Source organism: Phenylobacterium sp. (assembly GCF_036263695.1).
Lineage (GTDB): Bacteria > Pseudomonadota > Alphaproteobacteria > Caulobacterales > Caulobacteraceae > Phenylobacterium.
Genome location: NZ_DATAGM010000208.1, coordinates 1 through 12,816 on the forward strand (window position 1 = coordinate 1; position 12,816 = coordinate 12,816).

Consider the following 12,816-nt stretch of genomic DNA (forward strand, 5'->3'; position numbering starts at 1 on the left):
GCCGTCCTTACGCCGGCCCATGTCGTGCAGCGCCCGGGCGACCAGCTCCTTGCCGGAGCCGCTCTCGCCAAGGATCAGCACCGTCAGGTCAGCGCCGACCAGCCGCGCGATCGTCCTGTAGACGTCCTGCATCGGCCCTGAGCGGCCGATCAGCGGTAGCCGCTCGTCGCGCACGGCCCTGGCCTGCGCCTTGGCAGCCTCGCCATCGACGGGTCTGGCCAGCGCCCGGCGGGCCGTGTTGGTCATATCGTCCAGGTCGAACGGCTTGGGGATGTAGTCGAAGGCGCCGATCTCGGCCGCGTTCACCGCTGTATGGAGCGTGTTCTGGGCGCTCATCACGATGACCGGCAGCTTCGGCCGCTCCTTGCGGATGCGGGGCAGCACGTCGAACACGTTCTCGTCCGGCATGACGACGTCGGTGACCACCAGGTCCCCTTCGCCTTCCGACACCCACTTCAGCAGCGTCGCGGCGTTGCCGGTGGCGCGTACCTGGTACCCCAGCCGGCTGAACGCCTGGCTGAGCACCAGCCGGATCGACGAGTCGTCGTCCGCGATCAGGATCTTCTTCGTGGCGGCGTTCATGCGGCGTCCCCGGGGGCGATGGGCAGGAGCACGCGGAAGACGGTGCGTCCGGGCTCGGATTCGAAGTCGATGAGGCCGCCGTGGCCGGCCACCAGCTTGGCCACCAGCGCCAGGCCGAGGCCCGCGCCGTGCGACTTGGAGCTGACGAAGGGCTGGAACAGGCTCTCGCGCAGGTGGTCGGGTACGCCGGGCCCGTTGTCCTGCACCTTCACCTCCAGCGGCGCGCCGCGCAGGTGCTGGCCCTTGGCCGCACGCACCTTCACCCCGTGGCGGTAGGCGGTGGTGATCGAGATCTCACCGCGGCCGTCGCCGCGGGCGTGGGCGGCCTCGGCGGCGTTCTTCACCAGGTTCAGGAAGATCTGGATCAGCTGGTCCTCGTCCGCGAAGGTCGGCGGCAGCGAGGGGTCGTAGCTCTCCTTCAGAGTCAGGCCGTCGGCCACGCCGTTGGCGGCTAGGGCGCGAACGCGGTCGAGGATTTGGTGGATGTTCAGCGCCTGCAGGTCGGGCGGCGCATCGTCCGAGAAGGCCTCCATCCGGTCCACCAACCGGCGCACCCGATCGGTCTCGTCGACGATCAGCTGGGCGAGCGGGGCGTCCTCGGCCTTGGCGCCGGACTTCAGCAGCTGGGCCGCGCCGCGGATGCCGGCCAGCGGATTCTTGATCTCGTGCGCCAGCATGCGGCCAAGACCGATGATCGAGCGCAGACCGGCCGCGTCCTGGCCGCGGTCGGCGGCCAGCGGACCGCGGACGTGCAGGATCAACAGCACCGAGCCGTCGCCCAGCGGCGCGGCTGCGCCGTCCGCCTCGAACGGCGGCAGGCCGAACAGGCTGATGGCCAAACCCCACTCGCGCACCGGCCCGTCTTCGGCGATCGCACGCTCGAGCAGCGAGACGAGCGCCGAGCCCGGAGGCAGGGCGGCGGCGAAGCGGCCGCGGGCGAGCAGGCCCAGCCCCTGACCGAACAGCGTCTGGGCCGCTTCGTTGACGGCGGTCAGTTCCCCGTCGGGCCCGATGACCAGAGCCGGCTCCGGGCTGAGCTCGAAGGCGGCCGACTTCAGGCGATCGAGGTCCGCGCCGGGGCGCGAGGGGCGTGACATGGTCATGCGGCCAGCCTTTCAGGCTCCCCCAGCCAGAGAGCGGCCAGGCCGGCCTCCACGGCGGCGGGGTCTTCGAGGCGGCACAGCGCGGCGCGGGCGGCGCGGCGGGCCTCTGGCGAGGCGGGCTGCGGCGCCTGCTCCACGTAGGCGGACAGATGCTTGCGGAAGATCTTCAGACCCAGCCGGGCGCCGTAGAACGCCAGGCTCTCGCGGAAGTGCCGCACGGCGATGTCGTAGCGAACCGCGCCGGTGGGCTCCTCGAAACGGCGCCCCTCGAGCTCGGCCTCGATCTGGGCGGCGATCCAGGGCCGGCCGTAGACGCCGCGGCCGACCATCACCGCATCGGCGCCCGACTGAGCCAGCGCCTGACGCGCGCTCGCCCCGTCGACGATGTCGCCGTTGACGACGACCGGCACCGACACTGCGGATTTCACTTCGGCCACCGCCGCCCAGTCGGCCTGGCCTTTGTAGAACTGGCTGCGGGTGCGGCCGTGCACGGTGACCGCCTTGACGCCCTGGGCCTCGGCCCGGGCGGCGAGCTCGGGCGCGTTGCGGGACTTGTCGTCCCAGCCCAGCCGCATCTTCACCGTCACCGGCACGTCCACAGCCCGGACCACCGCGTCCATCAGCTCGGCGGCGAGCTCCGGCTCGCGCATCAGCGCCGAGCCGCACTGGGCGCCGGTCACTTCCTTGGCCGGGCAGCCGAAGTTGAGGTCGATGATCTGCGCACCCGCCTGCGCCGCGAGCGCCGCGCCCTCGGCCATGGCCCCAGGCTCGCGCCCCACCAGCTGCACCACCATCAGCGGGAGCCCCTCCCCCACCGCCGCTCGGCGGACGACGTCGGGCCGGCCTTTGGCGAATTCGGCGGAGGCGACCATCTCGGTGGCCACGTAGGATGCACCCAGGCGGCTGGCGGCCATTCGGAACGGCAGGTCGGACACGCCGGTCATCGGGGCGATCCAGACGCGCCCGCCGACCGTCACTGCTCCGATGTCGAGCTTGCTGCTCATTTTTCGGTCATCCCCACAGCTGTGTTTTTAGGCAAATTGTGCGGCGCAGTAAAGGCTCCGTTTCGCCGCGGCCGTGCTAAAGACCCGCGCCATGAGCTTCACCGGCCTGATCGTCGCCGCCGGCTCCGGACTACGCGCCGGCCCCGGCGGCCCCAAGACCCTGCGAAGCGTGGCGGGGCGTCCCGTGCTCCGCTGGTCCGCAGAGGCGCTGCTGGCGGCCGGCGCCCGCGAGCTGGTGGTTGCTGTCTCCGATGAGACGCGGGAAGCGGCCAAGATGGCGCTCTCCGGGCTCCCGCGCTGGCGCACAGTCCTGGGCGGGGCGACGCGCGCCCTCTCCGTCCAGGCCGGGCTGGCCGCTATCGATGCGCCCGACACCGAGCCGGTGCTGATCCACGACGCCGCCCGGCCCTTTCTCGAAACCCGCCACATGGAGGCCCTGCTGGCGTCGCTCCAGGCCGCGGACGGGGCGGTTCCCGCTCTGCCCGTCGCCGATACCCTGAAGCGCGCGAAGGGCGGGGCCGTCCAAGCCACGGTCTCCCGCGACGGCCTCTTCCGGGCGCAGACGCCGCAGGCCTTCCGGCTCGGGGCGATCCGCAGAGCCTACGGGGCCTGGAGCGGCCCGGACGAGCCGACCGACGACGCCGCCGTGGTCGAGCGCGCGGGCGGGCGCATCGCCCTGACCGCCGGGGACCCGCGGCTTATGAAACTCACCTATCCGGAGGACTTCGCCATGGCCGAGCAGCTGGCGGGCGCGGCCCGCATCGTCCGGGTCGGCCAGGGGATCGACGCCCACCGGTTCGGCCCCGGCGACCGGGTCTGGCTGTGCGGCGTGGAGATCCCCCACGACCAGGGGCTGGTCGGCCACTCCGACGCCGACGCCGGCCTGCACGCCCTGACCGACGCCCTGCTGGGCGCCGTCGGCGACGGGGACATCGGCCAGCACTTCCCGCCCTCCGACCCGCAGTGGCGCGGCGCCGCCTCCGACCGCTTCCTGCGTCACGCCGCCGATCGGATTACAGCCGGCGGCGGCCGGATCCTGGCGGTGGACGTCACCCTCGTCTGCGAGCGCCCCCGGATCGGGCCGCATCGCGACGAGATGCGCGCGCGTATCGCGCAGATCCTGGAGCTGCCCCTCGCCCGGGTGAGCGTGAAGGCGACCACGACCGAGGGCATGGGCTTCACCGGCCGCGGCGAGGGCCTGCTCGCCCAGGCCGTGGCGACGGTGGAGACGCCGCTCTAGGGCAGCCAGTCCATCCGACTCTTCATCTGGTCGTACAGCGCCCCGGGAAGGTTGGTGTAGTCGTCGGTCCAGGGCCGCACCCCGCCGTCGTCGATCGCCGTCCACTTGGGATCGTTGCGGAACGGCGCCAGGCCCGCCGGCGTCTTGGCGACGATCATCGCCTCGACGCTGGAGGCCCACATGTGCGGCACGCTCGGATCGTGGATGAAGGTCTGGTGCAGGCCATGCGCCCCGGCCGCCTTGACGACAGCGGCGGCCGGCTCAGCCAGCGACAGGTTGCGGTTGGACAGGTGCAGGATCAGCACCCCGTCGGGCTTCAGCCGCTCCAGGTATCCCCGGGCCGCCTCGACGGTCAGCAGGTGTGCGGGGACCGCGTCCGACGAGAAGGCGTCGATCAGCAGAATGTCGAACTTGTCCCTGGGCTCGTTCTGGAGCGTCAGGCGCGCATCGCCGATGACGTAGCCGATCCGCCCCTCGGAGCAGCTGGAGATGTAGGTGAAGTTCTTCGGGTCCGTGGCGATCCGTTTCACCAGCGGATCGATCTCGTAGAAGGTCAGCACGTCGCCCGGGCGGGTGTAGGCCGACACCGCGCCGGTCCCCAGACCCACCGCCCCGATGGTCAGCGGATGCGGCTTCTCGCGGCCGGCCAGGAACACCTGCCCGATCGGCGTCTCCAGGGCGTAGTAGGTGAACGGCCGGCAGTCGTAGTCGGGGTTGGTCGCCTGGGCTCCGTGCATGGTGGTGCCGTGCGACAGCATCTTGACCACGCCCACCCCCGGCACCGGCATCTGCGACTGACGCAGGACGCCGAAGAAGCTGCGCCAGCTCTGCCGGGTGTCGACTCGGTCGCCGACCAGCTCGGCCGCCACTGAGATGGCGGCGATCAGGGCGAAGAACAGCAAGCCCCGTGGGCTGTTGATCACGGCGCACAGCGCCACCACGCCCAGCAGCAGCTTGACGTTGTCGTCGAAGCCCTCGGACTGAACGACGATCCCCGCGGCGTAGGCGGCGGCGATCCCCACCAGGAAGACGAACCAGCGCCAGAAGGCGATCCGCCCGCCCCAAGGGCGGGCCAGGCACCCCAGCACCAGCATCAGCGGGTATTCGTAGACGTTGTTGAAAATCACCGGGGCCGCGAAGGCGTTGAACGCGCCGCCCACCACCCCGCCCAGCGACATGCAGAGGTAGAACTCGGTCAGCCGCGCCGGCGGCGGCCGCAGCGAGACCAGCCGCTGATGGCAGACCAGGGCGGTGAAGAAGAAGGCCGCCAGGTGCACGGCCATCTGCGCCAGGAAATTCGAGGTCTTGAACGGCAGCATGGCCGCGCAAGCCGCCACAGCGATCGCGTGAAGGATCAGCCCGATCGGCGGCGAGATCACCGGCTTCTCCGAGAAGGCGATGATGAAGGTGCCGAGATAGAGCGCCAGCGGCACCACCCACAGGAAGGGTGCGGAGGCGACGTCGGTCGTGATGTGGGTGGTCACCCCCAGCATCAGGCTCGATGGGATCGCCGCCAGCGCCACCCAGGCCAGGCGCTGGCGCCAGCTGACCGGCGGGGCGGCCGGCTCCGCGGCCATCTGAGCGGGCCCGTCCTGCGCAGTGCGGGACACCAGGTAGGCCAGCCCGCCCATCAGCAGGACGAAGGCGGCGTAGCCGAGGCTCCAGCCCAGCCGCTGCCCCTGAAGCGTCGTGGTGGGCTCCACAAGGATCGGATAGGCCAGGAGCGCGATCAGGCTGCCGAGGTTGCTGGCGGCGTAGAGCACGTAGGGCTCCGGCCCCCCTTCGGCGCGGAACACCCGCGCATGCCAGGCCTGCACCAGCGGCGCTGTCGCCGACAGCACCGCGAACGGCGCGCCTATTGAGATCGCCAGCACCCCCAGCAGCCAAAGGCTCGGCTGCTCCGAGCTCGGCGGGCCGGCCAGTTCACTGACCCGCAGGGGCAACGCCAGGGCGGCGACGATGAGGGCGATCGTGTGGACCACCGCCTGCCGCCGCACCGACCGCACCCGCTGAAGCAGGTGGGCGTAGCCGTACCCGGCCAAGAGCGCCGCCTGGAAGAAGGCCATGGAGGTGTTCCAGACCGACGGCGAGCCGCCCAGCAGCGGCAGCACCAGCTTCGCCACCATCGGCTGGACCATGAAGACCAGGCCGGCGCTCGCGAAAACCGTCACGGCGAACAGCGCCGGCGAGATCGAGGCGGCCGGCCGCGCGCCGGCTTCAGTAGCTGTCATGGTCGTCCGGGGGCTTGAATCAGCGGCGCAGGCGATGTTGTGGTCTGGCTTTGCGCTTGCCTAGCGCCTGTCGGAGCGTTCCGAAAATGTTTTCCCTGGAGATCGTGACCCTGGCGCGGCTGCTGATCGACGAGGCGCGCGAGCGGTCCTTGCGGATCGTCACCGCGGAAAGCTGCACCGGCGGCCTGGTCGCCGGCGCCATCTGCTCCATCCCCGGGGCCTCGGACGTTTTTGAGCGCGGGTTCGTCGCCTACACCAACCGCGCCAAGCAGGAGCTGCTGGGCGTGCCCGGGGACCTGATCGCGGACCTGGGCGCGGTCTCCGAACCGGTGGCCCGGATGATGGCCGAGGGCGCGCTGGAGAACTCCAACGCCCACCTGGCGGTGTCGGTGACCGGCATCGCCGGGCCCGGCGGCGGCACGCCGATGAAGCCGGTCGGGACCGTCCACATCGCCACCGCCCGCTCGAATCAGGCGCTGATGCACAAGGCCGAGCTGTTCGAGGGCGAGACCCGCGAAGAGATCCAGTTCGCGGCCGTGCAATCGGCCCTGCAGGCGCTGCGCGACCGGATCGCCTGAGAGGATCTCCAAACCCGCTCAGGGGGAGAAGTGCGCTACTGCGCGGCCTGCGCGCTCGCCCCGTAGAGCTTCTTCGCCCGGGCCTCGAAGCAGGTCATCAGCCGCTCAACGGCGTGATGGAAGTTGGCCGCCAGCAGCGCCTCGAGGATCCGCGATTTGAAGGCGAACTCGATGTGGAACTCGATCCGTGTCCCGCCCGGGTCCGGGTAGAAGGCCCAGTTGTTCACCAGGGTGTGGAACGGCCCGGAGATCAGGTTCACGTCGATGCGCTTGAGCATCGAGTCGCGCCGCACGCGGGTGGAGAAGCGCTCGTTGAGCAGCTTGAAACCGACCGTCGCCTCGGCGTCGAGGGTGTCGATCCCCGGAGCCGCCTCGCGAGCGTTCCAGGTCCGCATGCCCTTTATCCAAGGTACGAATTCCGGATAGGCGGCCACGTCGCCGACCAGCGCGAACAGCTGGTCCGGCGTGTATGGCAGCACCTTCACCAGGTCGTGGCGAAGGGGCTTCAAGCGGCCGCTTCCCGGGCCCGGCGCGCCGCTTGCAGGCGGGCGAAGTCCTCTCCAGCGTGGTGGGAGGAGCGGGTCAGCGGGCTCGCCGACACCATCAGAAAGCCCTTGGCCCGGGCGATCTCCTCCAGCGCCTTGAACTCGTCCGGATGCCAGAAGCGGTCGATGGGCGCGTGCTTGCGGGTCGGCTGCAGGTATTGGCCGATCGTGATGAAGTCGACGCCCGCCGAGCGCATGTCGTCCATCACCTGCATCACCTCTTCCTTGGTCTCGCCCAGGCCGACCATCAGGCCGGACTTGGTGAACTGCACCGGGTCCTGCTCCTTCACCCGCTCCAAGAGCCGCAGCGAGTGGTAGTAGCGCGCGCCGGGCCGAATGGAGAGGTAGAGCCGGGGAACGGTCTCCAGGTTGTGGTTGAACACGTCGGGACGCGATTCGATCAACGCCTCGGGGGCGGCGCCCTTGCGGTGGAAGTCCGGCGTCAGGATCTCGATCGTCGTCATGGGAGCTGCGGCGCGGATCGCCCGCACCACGGCCGCGAAGTGGGCCGCCCCGCCGTCCGCCAGGTCGTCGCGGTCGACCGAGGTCACCACCACGTGCTTCAGCGCCATCTTGCGGACCGCCTCGGCGACTCTTTCGGGCTCGGAGGGATCCAGCGGCCCCGGCTTGCCGGTGGCCACGTTGCAGAAGGCGCAGGCCCGGGTGCAGATCTCCCCCATGATCATGAAGGTCGCGTGGCTCTGGCTCCAGCACTCCCCGATGTTCGGGCAGGCGGCCTCTTCGCAGACTGTCGTCAGGCCGTTGGCGCGCACGATGTCCCGCGTCGCCGAATAGCCGGGGGAGCCCGGGGCGCGCACGCGCAGCCATTCGGGCTTTCGAAGCAGCGGGCTGTCAGGCCGGTTCTGCTTTTCGGGGTGTCGGGGCCTGGGCTGACCCACGGTGTCGATGACGACGGCCATGGGCCTTAAATCGTCGCTCGAGGCGGGGCGATCAATCCCCCACGTGGTCACGGCGCCGCCGGCGGCTCCCACAGCTCGATAGGGTTGCCTTCGGGATCGTGGATGCGCGCGAAGCGGCCGACCTGGGGGTCGTCCCATTCGGCCCGGGTCTCGGCGGCGATTCCGGCGGCGCTCAGCTGCGCCAGCAGCGCGTCGAGGTCCCCGACCCGAAAGTTCATCATCCACTGCTTGTCGGCCGGGAAGTAGTCGCTGTCGGCCTTGAACGGGGCGAAGACGGTGGGGCCGGCCGCCTGGGACCAGACCGCCTCGCCGATGGTAATTCCGAGGTGCTCTTCATACCAACGCCCGAGCCCCTGCGGGTCCCTGGCGCGGAAGAACACGCCCCCGATGCCGCTCACCTTTTCCATTCCCAGCTCCCGCCTCACGCCTTGTAACGCTTCTTTTCAAGCCATCGCGCCGGCGATAGGTTGACGCCAACGTAAAACGCGGCCCCGCGGCCGGGAGGAACGCCCTCTTGCCTCACGCCTTCAACGCGAAGGACAGCGAACGCTCGATCTTCGACGCTCTCATCGAGGCGAGCGCGAAGTACGGCGCCAAGAAGCCTATCCTGGAAGACCAGGAGCGCAATCCCCTCACCTATCTCGGGCTGATCCGGGCGAGCTTCGCGCTGGGTCGCAAGCTCGCGGCCTTGACCGAAAAGGGCGAACGCGTCGGCGTGATGCTGCCCTCGAGCGCCGGCGGCGTGGTGACCTTCTTCGCCCTGCACGCGTTCGGCCGCATCCCGACGATGCTGAACTTCACGGCCGGGATCCGCAGCCTGAAGGCGGCCTGCGAGCTGGCGGGAGTGAAGCGGGTGCTGACCTCCCATAGGTTCGTCGAGCAGGGCAAGCTGCACGACCTGATCGACGCCCTCGAGCCGATCTGCGCCATCACCTACCTGGAAGAGGTGCGCAACACCGTCGGCTTGGCGGACAAGCTGTTCGCCGCGGCCGCCGGCGCCTTCCCCAAGGCCTTCCGCGCCCCGACCCGCCCGTCGGATACCGGCGTGATCCTGTTCACGTCCGGCAGCTTCGGCGCGCCCAAGGGGGTGGTGCTCAGCCAGGCGAACTTGGTGGCCAATGCGCGACAGATCGAGGCCCATATCGATCTCGACCCGGCCTGGGTGATGTTCAATCCGCTTCCCATCTTCCACTGCTTCGGCCTCACGGGCGGGGTGCTGCTGCCGATCCTCAGCGGCATGAAGGCGTTCCAGTACCCCTCGCCCCTGCACGTGAAGCAGATCCCGCCGCTGGTGAAGGACTCCAAGGCCTCGATCCTCCTGGCCACGGACACCTTCGTGAACCAGTACGCCCGCGCCGCCGACAGAGACGAGCTCTCCGGCCTGAAGTTCGTGGTCTGCGGGGCTGAGAAGGTGCGTGAAGAGACCCACAACCTGATCACCGAACGCTTCGGCCCCATCCCCCTGCTGGAAGGCTACGGGGCGACCGAGGCTTCGCCCGTGATCGCGGTGAACAAGCCCACCGACAACCGCCGCGGCACCGTCGGTGGCGTGCTGCCGGGCGTCGAGACGCGTCTGGAGCCGGTGGAGGGGATCCCCGGCGGCGGCAAGCTGTTGGTCCGCGGACCGAACATCATGGCCGGCTACCTCGCCCCCGGGGGCGCGATGGAGGCCCCTGCCGGCGGCTGGCACGATACGGGCGACGTGGTCTCGATGACCGACGACGGCTGGATAACCATCCTCGGCCGGGTGAAGCGGTTCGCCAAGGTGGGCGGCGAGATGATCTCCCTGACCGCCGCGGAGGACCTGGCGGTCTCGGTCTGGCCGGACTGCCGGCACGCGGTGATCGCATTGCCCGATCCCAAGAAGGGAGAGCGGCTGGTGCTGGTGACCGACCGGCGCGACGCCGACCCGGCGCCGCTGCTGGCTCACGCCCAGGCGATCGGCGCGCCGGAGATCGCCGTGCCCCGCAAGATCATCCGCGTGCCAGAGGTCCCCGTCCTCGGCACCGGCAAGACCGACTATGTGGCCGTGCAACGCATGGCCGAAGCCGAGGGCCGGAACCGGGCGGCCTAGGAGAAGGAGCTGGCGATGGGTGGATTGGCGGCGTTTTCGCCCTGGATGCTGGGGATCCTTCGCATCGTCACCGGGCTGATCTTCCTCGCCCATGGCTCATCCAAGCTGCTGGGCTTCCCGCCGCCCGGCGAGGGCCACCCGGCGAACCCGCCGCTGATGTCGCTGATGGGGATCGGCGGGCTGCTGGAGCTGGTCGGCGGGGCCCTGATCGTGCTTGGCCTGTTCACCCGCCCCGCGGCCTTGGTTCTCGCCGGCGAGATGGCGGTCGCCTACTGGATGTTTCACGCGCCGCAGGGGCCGTACCCCCTCTCCAACGGCGGCGACGCGGCCATCCTCTATTGCTTCATCTTCCTCTACTTGGTGTTCGCCGGCCCCGGGCGTCCGGCGCTCGACGAGATGCTGGGCCGCCGTCGGCGGCGGTGAGCCCTCAGATGTGCAGCACCCGCCCGTAGGCGTCGAGCGCGGACTCGTGCATGGCCTCGCTCATGGTCGGGTGCGGGTAGACGGTGGCGTGCAGCTCGGCCTCGGTGGCCTCCATGGTGATGGCCAGCGCATAGCCCTGGATCATCTCGGTGACTTCGGCGCCGATCATGTGGGCGCCGATCAGCGCGCCGGTGGACTCGTCGAAGATGGTCTTCACGAAGCCTTCGAGCTCGCCCGAGGCGATGGCCTTGCCGTTCACCCGGAAGGGGAAGCGGCCGACCTTGACCTTGATCCCCTTCTCCTTGGCCTGGGCCTCGGTGAGGCCGACGGAGGCGACCTGCGGCTGGGAATAGGTGCAGCCCGGGATCGGCGCGGTCAGGTTGGCTGAGGGGAAGCCGGCGATGTGCTCGACGCAGTGGACGCCCTCGTGGCTCGCCTTGTGGGCCAGCCAAGGCGGTCCGGCGACGTCGCCAATGGCGTAAAGGCCGCGAACGCCGGTCCCGCCATGAGCATCGGTGACGACGTGGCCCTTCTCGACCTTGGCCCCGACGGCCTCCAGGCCCAGGTCCTCGACATTGCCGGTGATGCCCACGGCGACGATGGCGCGCTCGGCCTTCAGGGTCTCGGCCTTGCCGCCAGCTTCCAGCTCCACCGCGACCCCGCCCTTCTCCTTGGAGAGCTTCTTCACGGCCGCGCCGACGCGGAACTTGATGCCGCGCTTCTCGAACGCCTTCTGGGCGGCCTTGGAGACCTCCTCGTCCTCGACCGGAAGCACCCGCGGCAGCGCCTCGATCACCGTAACCTCCGCACCCAGCGCCCTGTAGAAGCTCCCGAACTCGATCCCGATGGCCCCGGAGCCGACGACGAGCAGCGACTTGGGGCAGGCTTTGGGGACCATGGCCTCGCGGTAGGTCCAGACCAGCTCGCCGTCCGGCTCCAGGCCGATGGCGGGGATGGTGCGGGCCCGGGCGCCGGTGGCGACGATGACGTGCTTGGCCTGCACGGTACGCGAGCCGCCCTTCTTCAGGGCCACGACCACCTTGGGCGCCGGATCCCCCTTCTCGAGCTTGGCCGAGCCGTCGATCACCTCGATCTTGTGCTTCTTCATCAGGAAGCCGACGCCGGCGTTCAGCTGGGCGGCGACCTTGCGCGAGCGCTCGACGACGCCCGAGAAGTCGAAGCTGCGGTTCTCGGCGGCCAGACCATAGTCCGTCAGGTGGCCCAGCTGCTCATAGATCTCGCCGCTCTTGAGCAGCGCCTTGGTCGGGATGCAGCCCCAGTTGAGGCAGACCCCGCCCAGCGCCTCGCGCTCCACGATGGCGGTCTTCAGCCCCAGCTGCGCGGATCGTATTGCGGTGACGTAGCCGCCCGGGCCGGCGCCGATGACGAGGACGTCGAATTCTACAGCCATTCCCTCACCGCTCATCCCGGCGAAGGCCGGGAGCCATTCCAAGTCTCCGCCTGGGTTCCGGCCTTCGCCGGGACGAGCGGGTTAGACGATCATTGTCACTGGGTCTTCGATCAGCGGCTTAAACGCCGCCAGCCATTTGGCGCCTGTCGCCCCGTCCACCACCCGGTGATCGCACGTCAGGGTGACGCTCATCACCGTGGCGATCGCCAGCTGATCGCCGCGCACCACGGGCCGCTTCTCGCCGGCGCCCACCGACAAAATCGCGCCCTGCGGCTCGTTGATGATCGAGGCGAAGCTCTTGATCCCGAACATGCCGAGATTGGAGATCGAGAAGGTGCCGCCCTGGAACTCCTCGGGCTTCAGCTTGCGGGTGCGGGCCCGCTCGGCCAGGTCCTTGGCCTCCCGCGCGATTTGGGCCAGCCCCTTCTCCTCGGCGCGGCGGATGATCGGGGTGATCAGCCCGCCCTCCACCGCCACGGCCATGGCGATGTCGGCGTGGTGGTGCATGGCGATGCCTTCGGGCGAATAGGAGGCGTTGGCCTCCGGCACCCGCTTCAGCGCGATCGCGGCGGCCTTGATGACCATGTCGTTGACGCTGACCTTGACGCCATCCTTCTCCAGCAGGGCGTTGATCCGGGCCCTGGCCTCGAGCAGCCGGTCGATCTCGAGGTCGATGTTCAGCGGGAAGTGCGGCACGTCCCGGAA

General features: G+C 69.8%; 13 protein-coding genes. 4 read left to right on the plus strand and 9 right to left on the minus strand.

Annotated features, from left to right (window positions below; all coding sequences use genetic code 11):
* The 3 genes from VHK87_RS08410 to dusB all read right to left on the minus strand — a co-directional run.
* On the minus strand, nucleotides 1–582 hold a 582-nt coding region (locus VHK87_RS08410; RefSeq protein ID WP_329634452.1), incomplete at its 3' end, for a sigma-54-dependent transcriptional regulator.
* Nucleotides 579–1,685, minus strand: a complete 1,107-nt coding sequence (locus VHK87_RS08415; RefSeq protein ID WP_329634453.1) for a two-component system sensor histidine kinase NtrB — start codon at nucleotides 1,683–1,685, stop codon at nucleotides 579–581. The genes VHK87_RS08410 and VHK87_RS08415, both read right to left, overlap by 4 nt.
* Entirely contained in the window at nucleotides 1,682–2,689 is a 1,008-nt protein-coding gene (gene dusB / locus VHK87_RS08420) for a tRNA dihydrouridine synthase DusB (protein ID WP_329634454.1), read from the minus strand. Before dusB ends, VHK87_RS08415 begins: the two co-directional genes overlap by 4 nt.
* A 91-nt stretch (nucleotides 2,690–2,780) precedes the next feature.
* Between dusB and VHK87_RS08425 the strand changes: the two genes are divergently transcribed.
* Nucleotides 2,781–3,929 carry a bifunctional 2-C-methyl-D-erythritol 4-phosphate cytidylyltransferase/2-C-methyl-D-erythritol 2,4-cyclodiphosphate synthase gene (locus tag VHK87_RS08425; protein ID WP_329634455.1) on the plus strand — a complete coding sequence of 383 codons (1,149 nt, stop codon included), beginning with the start codon at nucleotides 2,781–2,783 and terminating at the stop codon, nucleotides 3,927–3,929.
* Here the strand turns inward: VHK87_RS08425 and VHK87_RS08430 are convergent.
* Complete coding sequence (locus tag VHK87_RS08430) at nucleotides 3,926–6,160, minus strand: fused MFS/spermidine synthase (RefSeq protein ID WP_329634456.1); 2,235 nt, start codon at nucleotides 6,158–6,160, stop codon at nucleotides 3,926–3,928. The two genes, VHK87_RS08425 and VHK87_RS08430, sit on opposite strands and share 4 nt — an antisense overlap.
* Before the next feature lie 86 nt (nucleotides 6,161–6,246).
* Here VHK87_RS08430 and VHK87_RS08435 point away from each other — a divergent pair, with 86 nt between their 5' ends.
* A complete protein-coding gene (locus tag VHK87_RS08435) occupies nucleotides 6,247–6,738 on the plus strand; it encodes a CinA family protein (RefSeq protein ID WP_329634457.1) in 492 nt (163 codons plus the stop codon).
* 35 nt (nucleotides 6,739–6,773) lie between these two features.
* Here the strand turns inward: VHK87_RS08435 and VHK87_RS08440 are convergent, their stop codons facing one another.
* Genes VHK87_RS08440 through VHK87_RS08450 form a run of 3 tightly spaced genes read right to left on the minus strand, consistent with a single transcriptional unit; the run spans nucleotide 6,774 to nucleotide 8,610 of the window.
* Nucleotides 6,774–7,247 carry a type II toxin-antitoxin system RatA family toxin gene (locus tag VHK87_RS08440; RefSeq protein ID WP_329634458.1) on the minus strand — a complete coding sequence of 158 codons (474 nt, stop codon included), beginning with the start codon at nucleotides 7,245–7,247 and terminating at the stop codon, nucleotides 6,774–6,776.
* Entirely contained in the window at nucleotides 7,244–8,203 is a 960-nt protein-coding gene (lipA, locus tag VHK87_RS08445) for a lipoyl synthase (protein ID WP_329634459.1), read from the minus strand. Before lipA ends, VHK87_RS08440 begins: the two co-directional genes overlap by 4 nt.
* Before the next feature lie 47 nt (nucleotides 8,204–8,250).
* Complete coding sequence (locus tag VHK87_RS08450; protein ID WP_329634460.1) at nucleotides 8,251–8,610, minus strand: VOC family protein; 360 nt, start codon at nucleotides 8,608–8,610, stop codon at nucleotides 8,251–8,253.
* A gap of 107 nt (nucleotides 8,611–8,717) precedes the next feature.
* Here VHK87_RS08450 and VHK87_RS08455 point away from each other — a divergent pair, with 107 nt between their 5' ends.
* Both VHK87_RS08455 and VHK87_RS08460 read left to right on the plus strand, forming a co-directional pair.
* On the plus strand, nucleotides 8,718–10,277 hold the full coding sequence (locus VHK87_RS08455) for an AMP-binding protein (protein WP_329634461.1): 1,560 nt from the start codon (nucleotides 8,718–8,720) through the stop codon (nucleotides 10,275–10,277).
* Nucleotides 10,278–10,292: 15 nt separating this feature from the next.
* Nucleotides 10,293–10,700 carry a DoxX family protein gene (locus tag VHK87_RS08460; RefSeq protein ID WP_329634462.1) on the plus strand — a complete coding sequence of 136 codons (408 nt, stop codon included), beginning with the start codon at nucleotides 10,293–10,295 and terminating at the stop codon, nucleotides 10,698–10,700.
* Between the two features lie 4 nt (nucleotides 10,701–10,704).
* Here the strand turns inward: VHK87_RS08460 and lpdA are convergent, their stop codons facing one another.
* A complete protein-coding gene (gene lpdA / locus VHK87_RS08465; protein ID WP_329634463.1) occupies nucleotides 10,705–12,111 on the minus strand; it encodes a dihydrolipoyl dehydrogenase in 1,407 nt (468 codons plus the stop codon).
* A gap of 81 nt (nucleotides 12,112–12,192) precedes the next feature.
* Nucleotides 12,193–12,816 (minus strand): 2-oxo acid dehydrogenase subunit E2 (locus tag VHK87_RS08470; RefSeq protein WP_329634464.1); only part of this gene is annotated, 624 nt, incomplete at its 5' end.

Coding starts and splice junctions, on each gene's coding strand:
- VHK87_RS08460 (WP_329634462.1), top strand. CDS start 10,293: ATGGGTGGATTGGCGGCGTTTTCGCCCTGGATGCTGGGGATCCTTCGC.
- VHK87_RS08450 (WP_329634460.1), bottom strand. CDS start 8,610: ATGGAAAAGGTGAGCGGCATCGGGGGCGTGTTCTTCCGCGCCAGGGAC.
- dusB (WP_329634454.1), bottom strand. CDS start 2,689: ATGAGCAGCAAGCTCGACATCGGAGCAGTGACGGTCGGCGGGCGCGTC.
- VHK87_RS08425 (WP_329634455.1), top strand. CDS start 2,781: ATGAGCTTCACCGGCCTGATCGTCGCCGCCGGCTCCGGACTACGCGCC.
- VHK87_RS08430 (WP_329634456.1), bottom strand. CDS start 6,160: ATGACAGCTACTGAAGCCGGCGCGCGGCCGGCCGCCTCGATCTCGCCG.
- lpdA (WP_329634463.1), bottom strand. CDS start 12,111: ATGGCTGTAGAATTCGACGTCCTCGTCATCGGCGCCGGCCCGGGCGGC.
- VHK87_RS08415 (WP_329634453.1), bottom strand. CDS start 1,685: ATGACCATGTCACGCCCCTCGCGCCCCGGCGCGGACCTCGATCGCCTG.
- lipA (WP_329634459.1), bottom strand. CDS start 8,203: ATGGCCGTCGTCATCGACACCGTGGGTCAGCCCAGGCCCCGACACCCC.
- VHK87_RS08435 (WP_329634457.1), top strand. CDS start 6,247: ATGTTTTCCCTGGAGATCGTGACCCTGGCGCGGCTGCTGATCGACGAG.